Below are 17,790 nucleotides of genomic sequence, written 5' to 3'. Positions count from 1 at the left end.
ATGATATAATTTATATCAAAGTGAGGCATAAATGGTTTGGTCGCCAGACTTCGCTTCTAGAATTTAATGTTGAAGAAACGGTCTGACTTCTCAGTCGGGCCTTTTTTCATAGCCTAATGCCGTGAAAAGCTAGCTTTAGCTAGATGTCAATTCATTTAGCTGCCATAATAATGGTCGCTACAAGTATGTCAAAGGAAATCATTAATGACAACACTTTGAATGTACTCATATTGATCACCGCCAATCCTCGAGTTGATTAGCAAAGGCTGGACCCATTTAAGGCCTCAAGTTCAATATAGGGGTATTAATAATTAAAGTAAATAGATAAGAGGTTTCTAATAGTCACCTAAGTGACCAATAGGAACCTTTTTCGTTTTGTAATTGTATTCATAATTGTGTTCTTAGTATGTTAAAATACAGTTAAATTATAGTTTTATGGAGAGAAGTATATGTTAAAACAATTATTATTAAGTGCAATTATCTTGAGTTCTGTAAGTGTTACTAGTTATGCAATTAATGTAAATCTTCCTGGTGCAGATCCAAGTATTTCGCGTGATGCATATGTACAGGCGGTATATACGACTGATAAAATTGAATCTGCTTATGATGAGAAATTTAAAAAGGAGGCAGATTCATTTTTCGCTTATTCTAAAGCGCGCTTTAATCAAGAGTTTGGTGTAGTAGTAGATGACGATGCAGTCGAAGCCTTAAAAAATGAGTTCTATACTATTGAGCGCCGTAAGTTTGATGGTAATACAGTAGTGAATCTACATAATAAAGAGGGCTGCTTATCAGTCACATTCCCATTTAGTGCAGTACAAAAAGAGGCATTAAGTGATTTTCCAGATGCAACGGCTAGTTATTTATTTCAGTCTCCTTTGATTGCTGCAGGTATTATTGAACGTAAAATGTCAGGTTTTCCTGATAAAACAGATGTGGTTTTTAAATATGATGGTCTTAGTAAAAGTTATTGGAGAAAGACAACTCTTAGTGGCGCTGTAGATATGGACATTATTGCTTTAAATTTTGAGTTGAGCAAGCACCCTAAGCAAGCATATAATGTTATTCTGTATCCTCGTGCAACGGAGAGTGTCACATCAAGTGATATTAATAGAATAATGGCAAATTATATATTGCCTTCAATCCATTCTCTTCAAGATTTAGATAACTATAGCCGAGTAGAAAATTATAAGAACTATTATTTTAGAGTCCCTAAAACAGCCGTTAAAGAAAATAACCCTAATGTTAAGCTAAATGGTGTAACTTTTACAGTTGATAAAGATTTAAGTCAACAAATTTTGATTGAGCCTGCAAGTAAATTGGAAAAGGGTATATTTAGTTCATTTGACGAAATTCATCTGTTACATAAAATTGATAATAAGACTGCAGAGTTCTTTGGATTTCCTGGATCTCCAAAGATTACCAAAGGTAGCCATTCCTTTGTTTGGAATGATGGTGTGCCAGGTTTATTACTAGATCTTGAATTAGATAATCGACAAGGTATATTGATGTTTATTACTTATGATGAAAGTTTTAAGTACCAAAATTCAATTCAATATCCCTTAGATAATGGTGCATATACTAAGGCACAGTTACGAAAATTAATTACAGATGCAACATTATCTGATACTGGTAATATGTATCAAGAGGATGGTTGGTTTATCTAATTTTTATTTTTATCTCTTGAATTGCAATAAGTAATCAATTCAATAATTAAGGGGCTAATAATTAGTTTTTCTTTTAGTGAAAGCGGTGTCCTAGATGAATGTAAATCATGCGTTATTAATATTTAAATCTGCACTAGAATATGCTGATTTTAAGGGGATTAATAATTTGTTAGCAGACAATTGTCAGTATATTAATGTTGAGAGGAATATATTAAAAAATGGAAAGGTAGAAGTATATGATTTTCTAAATTCAATGGCAAAAAGGACCAGAGATGAAAATGTAGCCGTGTATGCACATATGATGACACTTGGGGGGAAAACCAAAGCAAAAGAGTTTTTTTATGAAGGTCAAAGAGGGCTCGCTATTGCATACAATGAAATAGACAATTATGCTATAGGTATGTTTATTGAGTTAGATTCAAATAATTTTATTAACAAAATTATTGTTAGTGATGAAATTCCGAGTTTTAGACTTGATAAACATCGTGCTGAACATAATTCCCCTCCTATAGATTACATTTTTTATAAGACGCCTGTTGATTTTTTGGATTGGCTTACGGCCATTAGTATTTGGTTAGAAACTGGATATGTAGATGAGTATTCTTTTTATGATTCACTTGCTGATGAGTGCTGTGTACATTTTCAAAGAAAAAATCAAGAACCTATCTTGTTGTTAGGTAAGGAAAAAATTATAAATGACTTTAATAAGATAATGAATTTATTTTTCTATACTATGCCACATATAATTCGTGATAAGAATAATAAATCCTTTATAATGTATGGACCTATGATGATTGAAATCGGCCGTAGTTTAGCGGGACCAGCAAATTTTATACATATTTATATTGACGATACTGGAGATTAGTTTGCATATTATTTCTTGCATTGGTTTATTATGCTTTAAAACAGGGAAAGAAATCTTTCGATTTCTTTCCCTGTTTAGATATGATATAATTTATATCAAAGTGAGTCATAAATGGTTTGGACGCCAGCTCTCGCTTCTCGAAAATGTATTTGAAGTAACGGTCTGACATCATGTCAGGCCGTTTCTTCATGTTTAAATGGAGTTATTAGTTGTGTAATTCTCGTTTGCCGTATAATTTTAGGGCTATAGCAATAATTGTATTTATTACAAACAGAACGGCAAAGCATTCTAAAGCAGTAGTATAGCCATATCCTGCTTCGTGAAAGTATGATACGAGCATAGGGCCCACGATGCCAGCCAATCCCCAAGCAGTTAGAATACGACCATGAATGGTAGAAAGTTGTCGTATACCGTAGAGATCCGCAAGATATGCTGGCATACAGGAAAATCCACCGCCATAGCATGTGATAATGAGAAGGATTAAAACTTGAAATGTTAGTGCGCTATTTGTTTGGGCGAGTAAATGGAATGTGACGATTTCTATAATAAAGAATAGTATGTAAGTTTGTGCTCGTCCAAGGTAATCGGAAATAGTAGACCATGCGATACGCCCCCCGCCATTGAAGATACCGATGATACCAACTAGCGATGCAGCTGCTGCAGGTGTCATACCAATGGTTTCTTGTGCCATAGGGGACGCTAAGGATAATAGGCCTATACCACAGGTAATATTAACAAAGAAGATCCACCAAAGGGCACTGAATTGCCAAGTTTTCATGGCATCATTGGCTAGCATGCCATGGTTATGAACGTACATGGTGGATTTATCTTTAGTAGTTCGAGTTAGGTGTTTTTGTTGAGGTGCTTTCAAATAGAGAGAAGAGGCGCCCATAACTACGAGATAGATTATACCGAGGATAATGAAATTATCTACCAATCCAACCTGAGCTACGAGGTATTGCATAAGAGGCCCCGCAATGAGTGAAGCAAATCCAAAACCCATAATGGCTAAGCCGGTAGCAAATCCTGGGCGATTTGGAAAGTACTTTACGAGCGTAGACACTGGTGTTATATAACCAATGCCTAGTCCAATACCACCAATGATGCCGTAAAAGAGGTAGAGTAAGGTAAGATTATGTATGCTAAGTGCATAGGCCGTACCGAATAATCCGGTTACCCAGAATAACATAGCGAGAAGGCCACTTTTTTTAGGTCCTATTTTTTCTGCAAAAGATCCAAGAAAACCTGCAGATAGTCCGAGCATTAAAATGGCTAAAGAGAATGTCCATGTTGTTTGCGATAAGGTAAAACCCATATCTGCCATGATTGGACGTGTAAGTACGCTCCATGCGTATACGCTACCAATGGATATGTGTAGACCAATGGCTGCTAATGCAATAAACCAACGATTTCTCATAAGAAAACTCCTTTCGTATAAATGAGATACTCAAATATAGATAAAGAAGCCTTTGTTACGAGAAGTCAATAAAAAAGACCATCTGAACAAAAGCTTGCCCAGACGGTCGGCTATCACACGATGTGTGTGCTACTGTGCATGTAGTCAATTCTACGCATCCGTCAGCCCAGTAGGAATATATCATAAATATAGCAATTGATAATATATTTTGTCGGTGATCTAAGTCACTATCATATGTACCGTGAAGGTTTATAAATGAAAACAGAGAAAGGAATCATATGATTCCTTTCTCTGTTTTTATATGATATAATTTATATCAAAATGCGGCATAAATGGTTTGGACGCCAGCTCTCGCTTCTCGAAAATGTATTTGAAGAAACGGTCTGACTTCACAGTCGGGCCTTTTTTCATGCGGCCACACACCACCAATCTCTAGAGGATTAGCAAAGGCTGGACCCATTTAGAGGCCTCAAGTTCAATATAGCGGTGTTGATAATTAAAGTAAATAGATAAGAGGTTCCTAATAGTCACTTAGGTGACCAATAGGAACCTCTTTCGTTTTGTAATCGTTTTCATAAAATATGTTAAAATACAGTTAATACTACTGTTCAATAGGGGGGACGTATTTATGAAACATTGTATTACATTACTAAGTCTCGGTCTATGTTTAGCTGTACCGATGTCTTCAGAAGCTATGGATATAAAGCCTCTTTTGCGTGTTGAGAATGTACATAATGGTCAATTTAATGAGGCGCTAGAATCTTTCACAGAAACAAAGTTTTATGGCCCTTATCAATTTCGAGTATTAAAGGATGCTGTTGAAACGCAGGGCGAAACAAAGGACATTGATGGTAGGGTGTTTAGAACCTCTGATGGGGTATTAATGCATGTAAAGGCTAGGTCCGTTGATAATGGCAGTACATCCTTAGATAAAGAGGTTAAGAAAATTATTAAAGATAGAACGATTCCAGAACCTACAGTTAAGATGGTATTACCTGTTAGGTATGATGTAATAGAGGTCAACAATGATGGCGTGCGTAGTTTATTTATGGAATTTATGTATGGGTGGCCATTAGAGTATCGAACGGATATGGTATTAGTTACAGATTATGAAGATACTAGATACTACTATAATTTACAGTTTTATCGACATAAGTTACCTAAAGGTATTCGTATTGAACAGTTGCGCCAAATGATTATGGATGCGCAGTTCAGTCATAAATAAGCTATAATCCTTCAGATCCCAATATTTGTTCAGCCTATTATATTCAGTGGGCCTACAATATTTAGCTAAATAGGTATAGTAAAAGCAAATAGTAAAGAGGTTCCCAATAGTCAACTAGTGACCATTGGAAACCTCTTTTATTGTGTTTGTATTATATAGTTTTGCAACTATTACAAGATGTTTTTACCCAAAGGAAATACAGTTTTACCGAATACTTTGTTTACAAGTACCGCACCGGAACCGTAGAAGCCCAAGAGGGAGATGAATAATTCAGACCATGCTGCAAGAGCAAAGAAGCCTGTGCGACCACCCAAGAATAGATCTGTTGAAAGACCAAAGAATAGGAATCAAATAAGAACCATAATAGCCAATACAACTTTGTTTGTTTTCAAAGACACGATGGTACCGAAAATAGAGAAGATCAAGAAGCCCACAAAAGCGAATGCTAATTGCGTTACATCGAAACCTTTTTGAATTTCAGGACCGAAGGCACCCATTTGAATCAACCAAACACCAGCCATAGCAGACCAGAATAAACCGTACGCACCGAATACAACGGAGCCGAATGGATTGTTCTTCTTGAAATCAAAATAACTTGCGATTAATTGGGCTAATGAACCTAATAACACTGCCCAAGGTATAATAACGGATGTTGTTGGACCAGACCAGCCTACGCGGGACGTGGATACCACAAAACATACTACAGCGAGACCAAGTAGACCAAGACCAGTAGGCTCCGCTACATTTTCGCTCATTTCAACTTTTCTTACTTCGTTTTCCATTTGTTCCTCATTTTTCCGTCAACTAACTACAACTACACAGCCAAATCTTCACATGATTACAAATATTGTCATCTCATATTAAGTACTGTGTGTACTGAATTGACAGCTAACCATTGTGGAAAGTACTGCCTCATAAATGTAATATATATCACATTTTTTAAGGCAATAGAGCGAGTCATAGATGTATGCCTAAAACGCATATAAAGAAATACGTTAAAAGCATATAAAAAGCGTAGAAATAATGAGAAATAATATTTTAATCTTATATATTTCTACGCTTTTATTAGATTTTGTATCTAATGTATATGAATTTGTTATAGATTAAGGAGGACAATGCTATCTAGGATATCATTTAACGCTTGTCGATGTATTTGGAGCATAGGATTTAGGTACTTCCTAGTTGAGTTCAATTATAAAATTATATTCACATAATCATTTATTAGTTTTAGTGATAAATAGTGTATTGATATATGATGTACGCTGAGAAAATCAAAAGGCTTATCGCATAATTTTTAACATTTTGACAAGCCCTATGTAATAGGCGTACCCTTTACTTAGAAACGTTTGTTATTATGTGATGTATTTTTTTGTGTTGTTATGTAAAAGGGGTGTAGAACATGGAAAAGAAAATGGCTCAACAGCCAAGCAGATATAAAGCTCTCTTGACTGCTGTTTTAGTAACAAGTACGTGCGGTTGTTTATGGGGTAGCCCTGTTTATGGCGAGACTCCTGTTACTGATGGTAATGGCAATGAGTATTTAGCTAGTGATAATACCAATATTACCGGTAAAAAGAATACGGTCACCAGTGGGAAAAATGCTACTATCGTAGGCGATAATAATACGATCAGTAAGACCTTTCCTAATGAGAAAGGGAAACCAGTCAACTCCATGGGCAGCGAAGATGTTCGAATCGTGGGCTCTAATAATACCGTTCAAGGTAGCCGCAGACAGCATGTTATTGGCGACAATAACACATTAATTGCCCGTGATAAGGGAACTGTTACAGATTATAAGCATAAAACAGGGCGGGAGCCAAATACGTCTGATTTGACAATTGGTCGAGGCAATTTCCTTCGTGGTAATGACACCTATCGAAATGAATGGGATTCATTGACCGTTATTGGGAACAATAACAAAGCTGAATATAGTGTAGAGTCTGCTGGAGGTCCTGCTGCAGGTATTGTTATCGGGGATAATCAAAATCTTGATACCATAAGAGATTCTGTTGTTATAGGCAGTATGTCTCCGGCGGAACAGGCCGAAAAATCAGAAAGTGATCCGAGGGATAAAAAGTATACAGTCGGTAGAAGTAGTACTATCATTGGATATCACTCAGCCAATTCTTCAGGAGGCAGTGTAGTCATTGGTAATCACTCAAAGGCAAATAGTATTTTCCAAACCCTAACCGGTCATGGTTCCGTTATAGAAGGCGGAACGGAAATGAGTCGTTCATCGGGATCATTTTCGTCATCCTATGGTAGTTTTAATAGTATTGAAAGCACTTCAACTGAAAATGATGAAGCCGACAGTATCGGTAATACGATAACCGGTAGTTTGAATAGAGCCTCCGGATCAACCGGAACCATGATTGTAGGTTCTGGTAATGAAGTAACGAATTCTAAGGCTTCTGTGATACCTCTTCCAGGACTAGGGACTACTTTAGGGAACTTTCATCTTGAAAGCGCTGAAATAGCTGGCATGGATAAGATAAATGGAAATCATGAGGGAACCGTAGAGGCTGGTCGTAAAAACATGAAGGCCTATATGGCGGATCATGCCGGTGCCGTATCTATTTTAGGCAATAGTAATAGCGTTGATTATACTATGCGTTCCCAAATATCGGGTACTAATAATGCGTTAAAAGGCCAAGAAGGGCACATGAATGTTTATAATACCATGAGTGGATATGGCAATGAAGGTAATAACATCAGCCGAACTACAATAGTTGGGACAGGTAATAGTCTAAAAAATGGCGAAGACAATGTGGTTATCGGCGACTTTCATAAGCTTGAGGGCGGCAAACATAATGTCGTACTAGGCTCTATGGCATCAGAGGTAAAAGAAGTAACAAAGACCCTTAAAAATACTTGGGATGGTAGTGAAACTAAATATACTGTTAAGGAAATAGTTCCTACGAAACGCAATACGGTTAATATTGAAAATGCTGTTATGCTCGGATATAATACGGATGTTAAACATAATGGTGGTGTAGCATTGGGTAGTGATTCGGTAGCCTATAGAGATAAAGGGGTTGCTGGCTATGATCCTTCTAGAAATGCTACTTCTACAGAAGGTTCTCCAACTTGGAAGTCTACTGCTGCAGCCCTTTCCGTAGGGGATTCAACAGGGGCTACTGTTTTGACGCGTCAAATTACAAATGTTGCAGCCGGTACTGAAGATACAGATGCGGTCAATGTGGCTCAATTAAAACGAATTGCCACAGAATCTGCATCTACTATGGAGCATCGATTCAATCAAGTGGATACTCATATTAATCAGGTGGATAGTCGAGTTAAGCGTGTAGGGGCAGGCGCGGCAGCACTAGCTGCATTACATCCACAAGAGTTTGATCCATATGATAAATGGAATATTGCTGCCGGGTATGGCAATTATCGTGGTGCTAATGCCATGGCGCTTGGTGTTTTCTATCGCCCTAATAGTAAAGCTTTATTCTCTGTTGGTGGAAGCTTCGGCGGAGGCGAAGATCTCCTTAATCTAGGTGTTAGTCTGAAATTTGGTAAAAGTAATCCTTATGCGGAGTATTCCAAGGCAGGGCTTATTAAGGTCATTAACGACCAAGATGAAAAGCTTAAGCAACAAGACGAAAAAATTAACACCATGCAAGAACAAATTAATAAAATGATGGCTAAATTAGATCTTTAATATAGCTTTCTATATTTATACACAGCCGACTATGTTACAATAATGTAATGTAGTTGGCTGTTGTATTATGCGAGGTAACTTATGACTGAAATACAAGCTCTTTTATTAATCAAAGCTATTCTAGAAGCCGCTGATATTCACGGCATCGAATCTATCTTGGCTGACGATTGTGAATATATGTCTACGGGCCGAGGTATTATCGGGCGCAATCGCAATGAAACAATCGAGTTTTTGTCTTCTATGGCTGAGTCCATCAAGGCGGACAATGTTCCTGTTACTTGTAAGGTGATGCATATTACCGATGTATACGACGAGGATGCTTTGTTCCATGAAGGTCGTCACGGTTTGACGGTTTCTTATGAAAGTGGAGATAACTATGTGTACATGATCTTTGTAGATGTAAATGAAGATGGGCTTGTAGACCGCATCGTATCCAGTCAGGAAAATTATAGCATTGAGTATGATGATCTTCATTTTGGAGCTGATGAAAATGCATATGCTTTCACCACTCCACCTACAACTGTGAAAGATTGGATTACAGCACTCAGCATGTGGCTTGAAACTGCAAATGTAGATGTAGACGATTTTTACCAATATATCGATGATGATACGCGTGTAGTATTTCAAAAAGGTGATGCTGAATCGATTACTCTTGAAAGCGGCATTGATGTAGAGGACTACTTTGATCAGTTAATGAATCAGCATTTTGATGCGGTGCCTCATATTATACGTGATGAAGAGGATAATCTGATTTTGACGTATGGACCTATGAGTCTCATTGCGACGCTTAATGAAGATGGTGCGTTGGCTCTTATTAGTATCTATATAGATACACGGGATGAAGATGAAGCAACTGATGACGTAGGCTATATCGAAGAGGATCTTGCAGAAGATTTTAGCAAAGATATCTCTAATGATGATTTTTAAATTAGTAACAAGCTTTCATTCAAATTAATATTTTGATGCGAATATATTGATACAAATATATTAGTACTAATATATTTCTGCAATACAAAGAAGGGGCTGTAACAGAATGCGGTTTTACCGCATTCTAGTTGCAGTCTTTTTAAAATATACGAAACACCAAGAAAATTAGATTTGTACAATCTTATGTTTTCTTGGTGTTTTTTGTTTTTAGACGCACTTAAATAGGCCTTTAGGCCTAGTGAAAATTTTCTTGGTTTAAGCAGTTTCTTTTGCCGTAAATAATGTTGTATTAACTCGTCCTGCTTGTATTCTGTTATGTAATTTTGCTAGATTGAATCCCATGGACAATAGATATAACATTTTATTTACGTTTCCATTACCACGGTGTAAAAATCGTCTAAACCCAAGATCTTGTTTTAACACACCAAATGCGCCCTCAACTTGAATGGAACGGTTAATTCGTAATTGAATGCCTGTATCACTAATCAGTCTATCTTGGTTTTCTGCCAATACAGCATCATATGCAGGTGCAATTTCAACTCGTTTTACTGGATTAACTGAGGTTAGTTTCATATACCGTTGGCATTCCTTCTTGTATCCACATCGGTTACAAGACGCACAAATATATACCTTTCGCTCAGATACAAATCCTGTTTTGTTTTTCGCCTTACGCGTGAAGGCATATTTTAATTTACGTCCTTTTGCACATATAAAGGCATCTTCTTCAGGTATATACTTCATATTACGAGCTTTGCTAATATCCTTGGTCCAAGTCCTAGTTTTCGCTTTTTCGTAATATTGAGGCTTTATACAAGATAGGTAATGGTTGTTCTTTAACCAAGTTAAGTTCTCATGGCTATCATAACCAGCATCAGCTACCACATATGCGAATCGGCGGCTATGGATCTGTTCTAATTGCTGTACAAATGGAATTAAGGTATTCGTATCGTTGGGCTTAGGGAATACACCAACTCCCATAATATATTCAGAATGAACAGCTAATTGTACATTGTAGGCAGGTTTAAGCTGTCCATTACGCATATGGTCTTCCTTCATACGCATAAAGGTAGCATCATAATCTGTTTTAGAATAACTGTTGCGTTCACCCATAATATACAACTGCTGTTCATATTCTTTACGCTTCTCATATAAAGCTTCTGCTCGCTCATACAACCGTTGTAATGGTGTTTTATGCTTACCTTTTCCTTGTACAAGTTCCATATGTTGTACTTCAATTTCTTTAGCGAGGAAGGTATATATACACTCATCATTCATACAATGGGTATCTAACCCTAATTCATTCCAGATGTCTTGTTTTAATATAGATAATTTAGATGGTAGTGTATCTAATTTTCTTTATACTGCTTTTCGCCACACGAAGGTGTACTTGTTGGCATTAGCCTCTAATTTAGTTCCATCAATAAAGACTTCATTGAATGTTAAGGTATCACGTCTTCCAATAGCTTCCACTAACTGTGAAAACAGATTCATTACTATATCTAGTGTACAACGTGCAAAAAATCGTTGGAATGTCATATGACTTGGAGCTGTATATCCTTGAAGAAGCCACATATAATTAATGTTTTCTTCGCATTGTTGTTGTATCATACGTGTAGAATACACGCCGTTGGACATAGCATAGACAAAAATTTTGAACAGAATGTGTGGCGGAACTTTAGATTTTCTCCCTTTAGGAGAATACAAATGCTGTAACTCTTTATAGTCTAATTCCTCCAATACAGCATCAAGTAACCGCACAGGCGCTGATTCTTTTATCAACATGCCATAATCCAATGGTAAAACTAGTTGGCGAGGCATTACTAGTTTGGTATAATTAGGTTCATTGGTATGGTTTTGGTTCATAATTTAATTATACCAATGAAGAGGGCCCTTCGGGGTCCTTTTTTCTTAGAAATATAGAAAAAGCTATTAGTTGATCATCTAAAATCAACTAATAGCTTTTTTAGTTTAAGGGGCTGTTTTGTTACAGCCCCTTTACGATTATTTATCTAAGTTTTTTTGTGCTGCCGTGATGAATGCATCAAATAAGCGTGTTGCGTTTTGATCTTTAGGAGTCATCATTTCTGGGTGGAATTGACAAGCCACCATCCAAGGATAGGATGCATCCTCTAAGCCTTCTACGGTACCATCTTTTGCGCGGGCTACAACTTGTAGGTTTTTACCTACAGTTTTGACACTTTGGTGGTGATGGGAGTTTGTAACCCACGTAGAGCGGCCTATAGCTCTAGCCAAGTTTGTTTCAAAGTCGATGTTTACTGTATGTGTGCCCAATTCTGGTGTTTGGTTTTGAGCATGTTTCAAGGTACAGTTTTCATCATAGCTCAAGTCTTGATACAAGGAGCCACCGCGATATACGTTTAAGACTTGCATGCCCCGACAAATACCGAAGATCGGAATTTGTCTTTCTTCAGCCGCTTTCAACAAGGCGAAATCAAACTGATCTCGTTCTGGCCATACTTCACCAAGCTTTTGTAAAGGTTCCTCTCCATAATGGAGTGGATATACATCATGACCACCAGATAGTAATAAACCATCTAGATGAGCTACTGTATCTTGGATGATTTCAAGATTTGTAGTAAATGGAATAATAATAGGGATGCCACCGGCTTCTTCAATAGAGCGAGTGTAATCTAGGTTTACATAGGAACGTGGAAGATCTACATCAGAGCCAGTGTTGCCCAGTAAGATACTACCGGAGATACCGATATATGGTTTTTTCATATTGTCACCTCACGTGCGGAATAGATTGTATATTTACTCTTTTAGTATAATTGATTTTCTAAATGATTTGTACTATTAATTAATATGTGTCTTATTGTATGCATATATATTGTGTGCGTAAATATGCTGGCCTATTCTTAAAGCTGTTTTCTAAAATAGATTAAAACATGGTATGATAGACTACGAATAAACTGTATGGGAGGTTAACTATGGTTTTTCTAACATCCTTACAGAGTATCATACCCATTGTGCTACTCATTTCGTTAGGATATATATTAAAAGGGCGGGGCATGTTTAATCCCACCTTTAGTGGTAACTTATCGCGATTTATTATGTCGGTTGCATTACCGGCGGGCGTATTTGTATCTGTTTTACACCATTTACATACTTCGGATTTATGGGATTTACGCTACGGGTTATTAGTGGTAATGCTAACCTACGTAATAGCCTATATCGTGGCTTTTATCATGATGAAAATGTTGAAAGTCCCTAAAGGGCGGCGTGGCATTTTTATTAATATGGTCGTTAATGATAACTGCTTGTTTATAGGGTTGCCAGTGCAAATTGCACTCTTTGGGCAAGAAGCACTACCTTATTTCTTGTTATATTACATTGGTAATACTATATCTGTATGGCTAGTAGGGGTATTTTTAATCGAGCTAGATCCATTGCCTAATGTAGGTGACAGGTTTAATTGTGAAAGTTTGGACAATATGCAGCAGAGTGGAGTATCTGATACAACTCAGACGCTACGTGTTAATGCTCTTAATTTAGAAAAGCCTAAGTTTGATTGGAAGAAATTATTACCACCGCCATTATTAGGCTTCTTCGTAGCTTTGCTATTTTTGTTCTTTGAAATTCCATTGGCACCTATATTACATAACACATTAAATTATTTAGGTGATATGGTGACACCATTATCTTTGATTTATATTGGTATTGTCCTTCATGATGCGGGCTTAAAAAGTATGAGCCTCAATAAAGACTCCATTGGTGGCATCGTAGGGCGCTTTGTGATTTCACCGATTATCATGTTCTGTGTGATTATGGCCTTACAATATGGTGCAGGCATAGTACTAGAACCAATTGCCATCATTACCTTTGTTGTCCAATCAGCAGGTCCAGTCATTGCCGTATTGCCAATCGTAGCGAACGAAGCAAAATCTGATTTACCTTTTGCTACTGGCCTTGTCATGATTAGTACGATACTATTTGTCGTAGTCATACCAATCATTATGGAACTTCTTACTATGATAGGTATAAAGGCATAAAAGCATAATGACATAAGAAATAAGATATAAAAGAATAACAGTATTTTAAAAATATTAAAGTATAAGCATATAAGATTATAAATGCATAACGATATATATTTTTCATAAAAGAAAGGACTGACTCTAAGGAGTCAGTCCTTTTATGTTATCTAAAGAATCTACCCACCAGTGGTATGCTAGCACCGTCGTTTTTATCAAGTCCTTTTAGAAGAACCATAATAATTACATATAGTACTAAGCCTTCGATACCTGTAAGTAAGAAGTTTGCCCACATTGGTAATGAAGTAGATAGAGCTTGGTAGCTCAAGTAGATGAGCACACCCATGATACCGGCGCTGACCACATTTTTCCAAAGAATGGAGAAATCGAGGAAGTAGCCTGTATATTTTTTGATGGAAATCAAGTTAAGTAAGGCTGCAAAGCCGATGTCTGCCACGGTTGCCCAAGCAGCACCGCCGATGCCAAGTTCTGGGATTGCCGTTAAGTTCCAGTTCAAAATTACCTTGATAATGATGGCGATGGCCATATTTACCACTGGAATTCTAGGTTTACCAAGACCTTGCAAGATGCCTGTCGTTACTTGGTGAATTCCGAGGAAGAAGATGGCAAAGGCCACAATTTGTGTTGCCATTTCAGCCTTTGGCGCGTTGTAGATCAATGTAACCGTTGGCGCCGCTAACACATAAAGCATTACTGTAAACGGTACCGTACCCATAAAGGATAGGCGCATGGCACCTGCTGTACGGTTGTAGATACCTTCATGATCGTGTTTAGCAAAGGCATGAGAGATAGAAGGTACGATGCTTGTCGCAAGGGCTGCCGTAATAATCGTAGCCAAATTAATAAGCGGCACCGCCATACCTGTTAAGTAACCGAAAAGCTCTGTGGCCTCATTCAGTGAGAAACCAGCCACCAATAAACGACGTGGCACAATGATCAAATCGAGGTTTGCCGTCAACGGTAACATGATACTAGCTAAGGATATTGGTAAGGCGAGCCAGATAAGGCGAGTTAAGATCTCTTTAGAGGATTCCCGTTGACCTTTGAAGCTTTCACCTGTAGCAGGAGCCTTAGGCAATTTGTAGTAATAATATAATAAGACTAGGAAGGCGCCGAATGCACCGATACCAGCACCTAAGCTCGCACCGCCAGCCGCCTCAGGCAAGCCGTATGGTAACAAGATGGATGCGGCACCTAGCATCACCACAACCCGCAATAATTGCTCTACAATTTGGCTCATCGCCGTTGGCGTCATCAATTCATAACCTTGAATATAACCGCGGAAGCAGGAAATCCAAGTAACGAAGAAGATGGCTGGCGCTAGCGCAATGAGGGAGTAGTAGGCACGACTTTCCTGAATGATGCCACTTGAGATCAGCCAATCAGCGCCAAAGAACATGGCTAAACTGGCTATGAGCCCCGTAATGGTGAGCATCGTAAAGGAAATGTTAAATACTCGTTTAGCCCCCGTATAGTCGTTGAGAGCTAACCGTTCTGCCGTCAAAATAGAGATGGCGATTGGCACACCTGCGCTTGAAACTTGTAATAGCAATAAATAGATCGGGAAGGCCATCTGATAGATACCGATACCTTCACCGCCTAAAATACGGGATAGTAGAATCCAGTTAATACTACCGATGGCTTTCACCACGAAGCCGGCTATGGTGAGGATTAATGTTCCTTTTAAAAATCCGCTAGCCATAGATTATAGAGTGTTGGAAGAACCTAACACGTTTTTGATTTTGTGAGCTACCATGCCTTTAATAGCATCACGAGCAGGTCCTAAGTATTTACGAGGGTCAAATTCGGATGGATTTTGAGCCAAGTATTCACGTACAGATGCAGTCATAGCAAGACGAAGGTCTGTGTCGATGTTAATTTTACATACGGACATTTGAGCTGCTTGACGAAGCATTGCTTCAGGTACACCTTGTGCACCAGGGATGTTGCCACCAAATTCGTTACATTTAGCTACGAATTCAGGCAATACAGAGGAAGCGCCGTGCAATACGATTGGGAAGTTAGGCAATAATTCGCCCACTTTTTTCAAACGATCGAAGTCAAGGTAAGGGTCGCCTTTGAATTTATAAGCGCCGTGGCTAGTACCGATAGCGATTGCTAAAGAGTCTACGCCAGTAAGGTGTACGAATTCAGCAGCTTGTTCTGGATCTGTGAAGCGTGCGTCCGCATCAGATACGTTTACATCATCTTCAACGCCAGCCAAACGGCCCAATTCTGCTTCTACTACAACGCCGTGAGCGTGAGCGTATTCAACAACTTGTTTAGTAATTTTTACGTTTTCGTCGAAATCATGGTGAGAAGCATCAATCATAACGGAAGTGAAACCGCCATCTACGCAGTCTTTACAGATTTCGAAGGAATCGCCGTGGTCAAGGTGAAGCGCGATTGGTAAATTGCTGTCTTCAAGAGCTGCTTCCACAAGTTTCACAAGGTAAATATGTTTAGCATATTTACGAGCACCTGCAGAAACTTGCAAGATAAGAGGGGATTGTTCCTCTTTAGCGGCATCTACGATCCCTTGTACGATTTCCATGTTGTTTACGTTGAAAGCACCAATAGCATAGCCACCTTCGTAGGCTTTTTTAAACATTTCTGTAGTAGTAACTAATGGCATGTTGTCCTCCTTGGCTCTAGAGCCTGTCATATCATGTTATTAATACTGTGACTGCAGTATTTTTAGCAAATAAAAACTAGATGAATAACTAGTGTTATTGCAATCATATATCAATCAAACTAAGTATATCAAGAAACACTATAAAGGGCCAATATTTTTTGTATAACTTATGCATAAAATTCGTCTTGTTTTGTGACCCATATGGGTTATTTCTGTGTAGTAGCATTTATTTAGGGAGTTATATCAGCTCAATCGTTTAGCAATACTTTCATATCCTCTGGCATTTCTGCATGCAGTTCGAGCCATTCATTAGTTACGGGATGGTAAAAGCTTACGCGCGCTGCATGCAGTGCTTGGCGCTGAATATATTCTAAATGACCACCGTATAAGTCATCGCCCGCAAGGGGATAGCCTAGTTGAGATAAATGAACTCGAATTTGATGGGTGCGTCCTGTGTGTAATAAGCACCGTACATGGGTAAACTGATTATAAGCTCTAAGAGCGTTGTTAGTTGAACATACATTACTATTATTTTTCATTGTAATCACATCATTAGAATTAATCTTAGCACTACTGATTTTGCTTGTATTTTGACTGATTATAGTTATATCTGTGTGAGCCGGCTTTCCTTGGACTGTACAACAACGCTCAATGATACTGCCTGGCTTACGACCTATAGGCCAGTTAATACTTAAAGGCACAGCTGGGAGTTGTCCCTCTACAATAGCATCATAGCATTTGTAAAAATGAGTGTGCTTTTTATTAAACGCATGTTGTACTACGGATGTCTTAGCAATGATGACAATACCAGATGTATCCTTATCTAATCGGTGTACGGGATGGAAATCATAATGCTGATGAGTTTCTTGGTAGTAATGAAGTACGCCATTTGCTAGCGTATGATCTCGTACAGTAGAAGTGGGATGCATGAGAATCCCTGCCGCCTTATTAATGACTAAGATATACTCGTCCTCATATATGATATCTAAACTCATAGGGCTTAGGCTAAACTCTTGCTCTGGAGTTAACTTCATAACGAGATGATCGCCACCGTGAATGAGCGTATTCCAAGTAGCAAATTTACCATTAACTGTTATGATGCCATCATTTCGTAAACGCCGTCGCATACGCTGGGAAATATGCTGTTGTTTTATAATATGATTTATAGACTGTGTGTGTACATTAGAGTCTACTATCAAGTCGATTATCGTTGCTGTTTTCATACGTATTATTATAGCAAATAAAATAAAAATGAAGAATTTTTCATAATTCGTTGTATTTGTGAAGGTCGATATAGTATAATTTGAATTGCTGAATTTTATACATTATTTATGTGTGAACTTTTTACTATAATACTGTGTGTTTAGTTCTAAC

15 protein-coding genes are annotated in these 17,790 nt (G+C 37.9%); 6 read left to right on the top strand and 9 right to left on the bottom strand.

Annotated elements, in window-relative coordinates:
* Positions 1-449 precede the first annotated feature (449 nt).
* Positions 450-1,667 carry a hypothetical protein gene (locus tag Q0507_RS05105; protein WP_298713338.1) on the top strand — a complete coding sequence of 406 codons (1,218 nt, stop codon included), beginning with the start codon at positions 450-452 and terminating at the stop codon, positions 1,665-1,667.
* A gap of 94 nt (positions 1,668-1,761) precedes the next feature.
* Complete coding sequence (locus Q0507_RS05100; protein ID WP_298713335.1) at positions 1,762-2,532, top strand: hypothetical protein; 771 nt, start codon at positions 1,762-1,764, stop codon at positions 2,530-2,532.
* Positions 2,533-2,737: 205 nt separating this feature from the next.
* Here the strand turns inward: Q0507_RS05100 and Q0507_RS05095 are convergent, their stop codons facing one another.
* The gene (locus Q0507_RS05095; protein ID WP_298713332.1) at positions 2,738-3,949 is read right to left on the bottom strand and encodes an OFA family MFS transporter; all 1,212 of its coding nucleotides are present in this window, start codon (positions 3,947-3,949) and stop codon (positions 2,738-2,740) included.
* Positions 3,950-4,577: 628 nt separating this feature from the next.
* Between Q0507_RS05095 and Q0507_RS05090 the strand changes: the two genes are divergently transcribed.
* Positions 4,578-5,174, top strand: a complete 597-nt coding sequence (locus tag Q0507_RS05090) for a hypothetical protein (RefSeq protein WP_298713330.1) — start codon at positions 4,578-4,580, stop codon at positions 5,172-5,174.
* A 170-nt stretch (positions 5,175-5,344) separates the two neighbouring features.
* Here the strand turns inward: Q0507_RS05090 and Q0507_RS05085 are convergent, their stop codons facing one another.
* Complete coding sequence (locus Q0507_RS05085; protein ID WP_298713328.1) at positions 5,345-5,488, bottom strand: hypothetical protein; 144 nt, start codon at positions 5,486-5,488, stop codon at positions 5,345-5,347.
* A 33-nt stretch (positions 5,489-5,521) separates the two neighbouring features.
* Entirely contained in the window at positions 5,522-5,956 is a 435-nt protein-coding gene (locus Q0507_RS05080) for an acetate uptake transporter (protein ID WP_298713325.1), read from the bottom strand.
* Between the two features lie 617 nt (positions 5,957-6,573).
* On the opposite strand from Q0507_RS05080, the gene Q0507_RS05075 reads away from it, so the two are divergent.
* Positions 6,574-8,841: a YadA-like family protein gene (locus tag Q0507_RS05075; protein WP_298713322.1), complete on the top strand. Its 2,268-nt coding sequence runs from the start codon at positions 6,574-6,576 to the stop codon at positions 8,839-8,841.
* Between the two features lie 81 nt (positions 8,842-8,922).
* Positions 8,923-9,768, top strand: a complete 846-nt coding sequence (locus Q0507_RS05070; protein ID WP_298713318.1) for a hypothetical protein — start codon at positions 8,923-8,925, stop codon at positions 9,766-9,768.
* 255 nt (positions 9,769-10,023) lie between these two features.
* Here the strand turns inward: Q0507_RS05070 and Q0507_RS05065 are convergent, their stop codons facing one another.
* The 3 genes from Q0507_RS05065 to Q0507_RS05055 all read right to left on the bottom strand — a co-directional run bounded on the left by Q0507_RS05065 (position 10,024) and on the right by Q0507_RS05055 (position 12,510).
* Positions 10,024-11,043 carry a transposase gene (locus tag Q0507_RS05065; RefSeq protein WP_298713315.1) on the bottom strand — a complete coding sequence of 340 codons (1,020 nt, stop codon included), beginning with the start codon at positions 11,041-11,043 and terminating at the stop codon, positions 10,024-10,026.
* An 81-nt stretch (positions 11,044-11,124) separates the two neighbouring features.
* Entirely contained in the window at positions 11,125-11,631 is a 507-nt protein-coding gene (locus tag Q0507_RS05060; RefSeq protein WP_298713311.1) for a transposase, read from the bottom strand.
* Positions 11,632-11,769: 138 nt separating this feature from the next.
* Positions 11,770-12,510: a gamma-glutamyl-gamma-aminobutyrate hydrolase family protein gene (locus Q0507_RS05055; RefSeq protein ID WP_298713308.1), complete on the bottom strand. Its 741-nt coding sequence runs from the start codon at positions 12,508-12,510 to the stop codon at positions 11,770-11,772.
* Between the two features lie 209 nt (positions 12,511-12,719).
* Between Q0507_RS05055 and Q0507_RS05050 the strand changes: the two genes are divergently transcribed.
* Complete coding sequence (locus Q0507_RS05050; RefSeq protein ID WP_298713305.1) at positions 12,720-13,781, top strand: AEC family transporter; 1,062 nt, start codon at positions 12,720-12,722, stop codon at positions 13,779-13,781.
* A gap of 145 nt (positions 13,782-13,926) precedes the next feature.
* On the opposite strand, the gene Q0507_RS05045 is transcribed toward Q0507_RS05050, so the two are convergent.
* The 3 genes from Q0507_RS05045 to Q0507_RS05035 form a co-directional block, all read right to left on the bottom strand.
* Complete coding sequence (locus tag Q0507_RS05045) at positions 13,927-15,483, bottom strand: polysaccharide biosynthesis protein (RefSeq protein WP_298713302.1); 1,557 nt, start codon at positions 15,481-15,483, stop codon at positions 13,927-13,929.
* A 3-nt stretch (positions 15,484-15,486) separates the two neighbouring features.
* Entirely contained in the window at positions 15,487-16,416 is a 930-nt protein-coding gene (gene fba / locus Q0507_RS05040; protein WP_298713300.1) for a class II fructose-1,6-bisphosphate aldolase, read from the bottom strand.
* 248 nt (positions 16,417-16,664) lie between these two features.
* On the bottom strand, positions 16,665-17,639 hold the full coding sequence (locus tag Q0507_RS05035) for an RluA family pseudouridine synthase (protein WP_298713297.1): 975 nt from the start codon (positions 17,637-17,639) through the stop codon (positions 16,665-16,667).
* Positions 17,640-17,790 lie beyond the last annotated feature (151 nt).

This window comes from uncultured Veillonella sp. (genome assembly GCF_938010505.1).
Classification (GTDB): Bacteria; Bacillota; Negativicutes; order Veillonellales; family Veillonellaceae; genus Veillonella.
Note: the sequence above shows the minus strand (reverse complement) of the source record. Positions and strands in the feature narration are given on the sequence as shown.

Coding starts and splice junctions, on each gene's coding strand:
- Q0507_RS05045 (WP_298713302.1), bottom strand. CDS start 15,483: ATGGCTAGCGGATTTTTAAAAGGAACATTAATCCTCACCATAGCCGGC.
- Q0507_RS05100 (WP_298713335.1), top strand. CDS start 1,762: ATGAATGTAAATCATGCGTTATTAATATTTAAATCTGCACTAGAATAT.
- Q0507_RS05050 (WP_298713305.1), top strand. CDS start 12,720: ATGGTTTTTCTAACATCCTTACAGAGTATCATACCCATTGTGCTACTC.
- fba (WP_298713300.1), bottom strand. CDS start 16,416: ATGCCATTAGTTACTACTACAGAAATGTTTAAAAAAGCCTACGAAGGT.
- Q0507_RS05095 (WP_298713332.1), bottom strand. CDS start 3,949: ATGAGAAATCGTTGGTTTATTGCATTAGCAGCCATTGGTCTACACATA.
- Q0507_RS05070 (WP_298713318.1), top strand. CDS start 8,923: ATGACTGAAATACAAGCTCTTTTATTAATCAAAGCTATTCTAGAAGCC.
- Q0507_RS05090 (WP_298713330.1), top strand. CDS start 4,578: ATGAAACATTGTATTACATTACTAAGTCTCGGTCTATGTTTAGCTGTA.
- Q0507_RS05105 (WP_298713338.1), top strand. CDS start 450: ATGTTAAAACAATTATTATTAAGTGCAATTATCTTGAGTTCTGTAAGT.
- Q0507_RS05065 (WP_298713315.1), bottom strand. CDS start 11,043: ATGAATGATGAGTGTATATATACCTTCCTCGCTAAAGAAATTGAAGTA.
- Q0507_RS05080 (WP_298713325.1), bottom strand. CDS start 5,956: ATGGAAAACGAAGTAAGAAAAGTTGAAATGAGCGAAAATGTAGCGGAG.
- Q0507_RS05075 (WP_298713322.1), top strand. CDS start 6,574: ATGGAAAAGAAAATGGCTCAACAGCCAAGCAGATATAAAGCTCTCTTG.
- Q0507_RS05060 (WP_298713311.1), bottom strand. CDS start 11,631: ATGAACCAAAACCATACCAATGAACCTAATTATACCAAACTAGTAATG.
- Q0507_RS05035 (WP_298713297.1), bottom strand. CDS start 17,639: ATGAAAACAGCAACGATAATCGACTTGATAGTAGACTCTAATGTACAC.
- Q0507_RS05055 (WP_298713308.1), bottom strand. CDS start 12,510: ATGAAAAAACCATATATCGGTATCTCCGGTAGTATCTTACTGGGCAAC.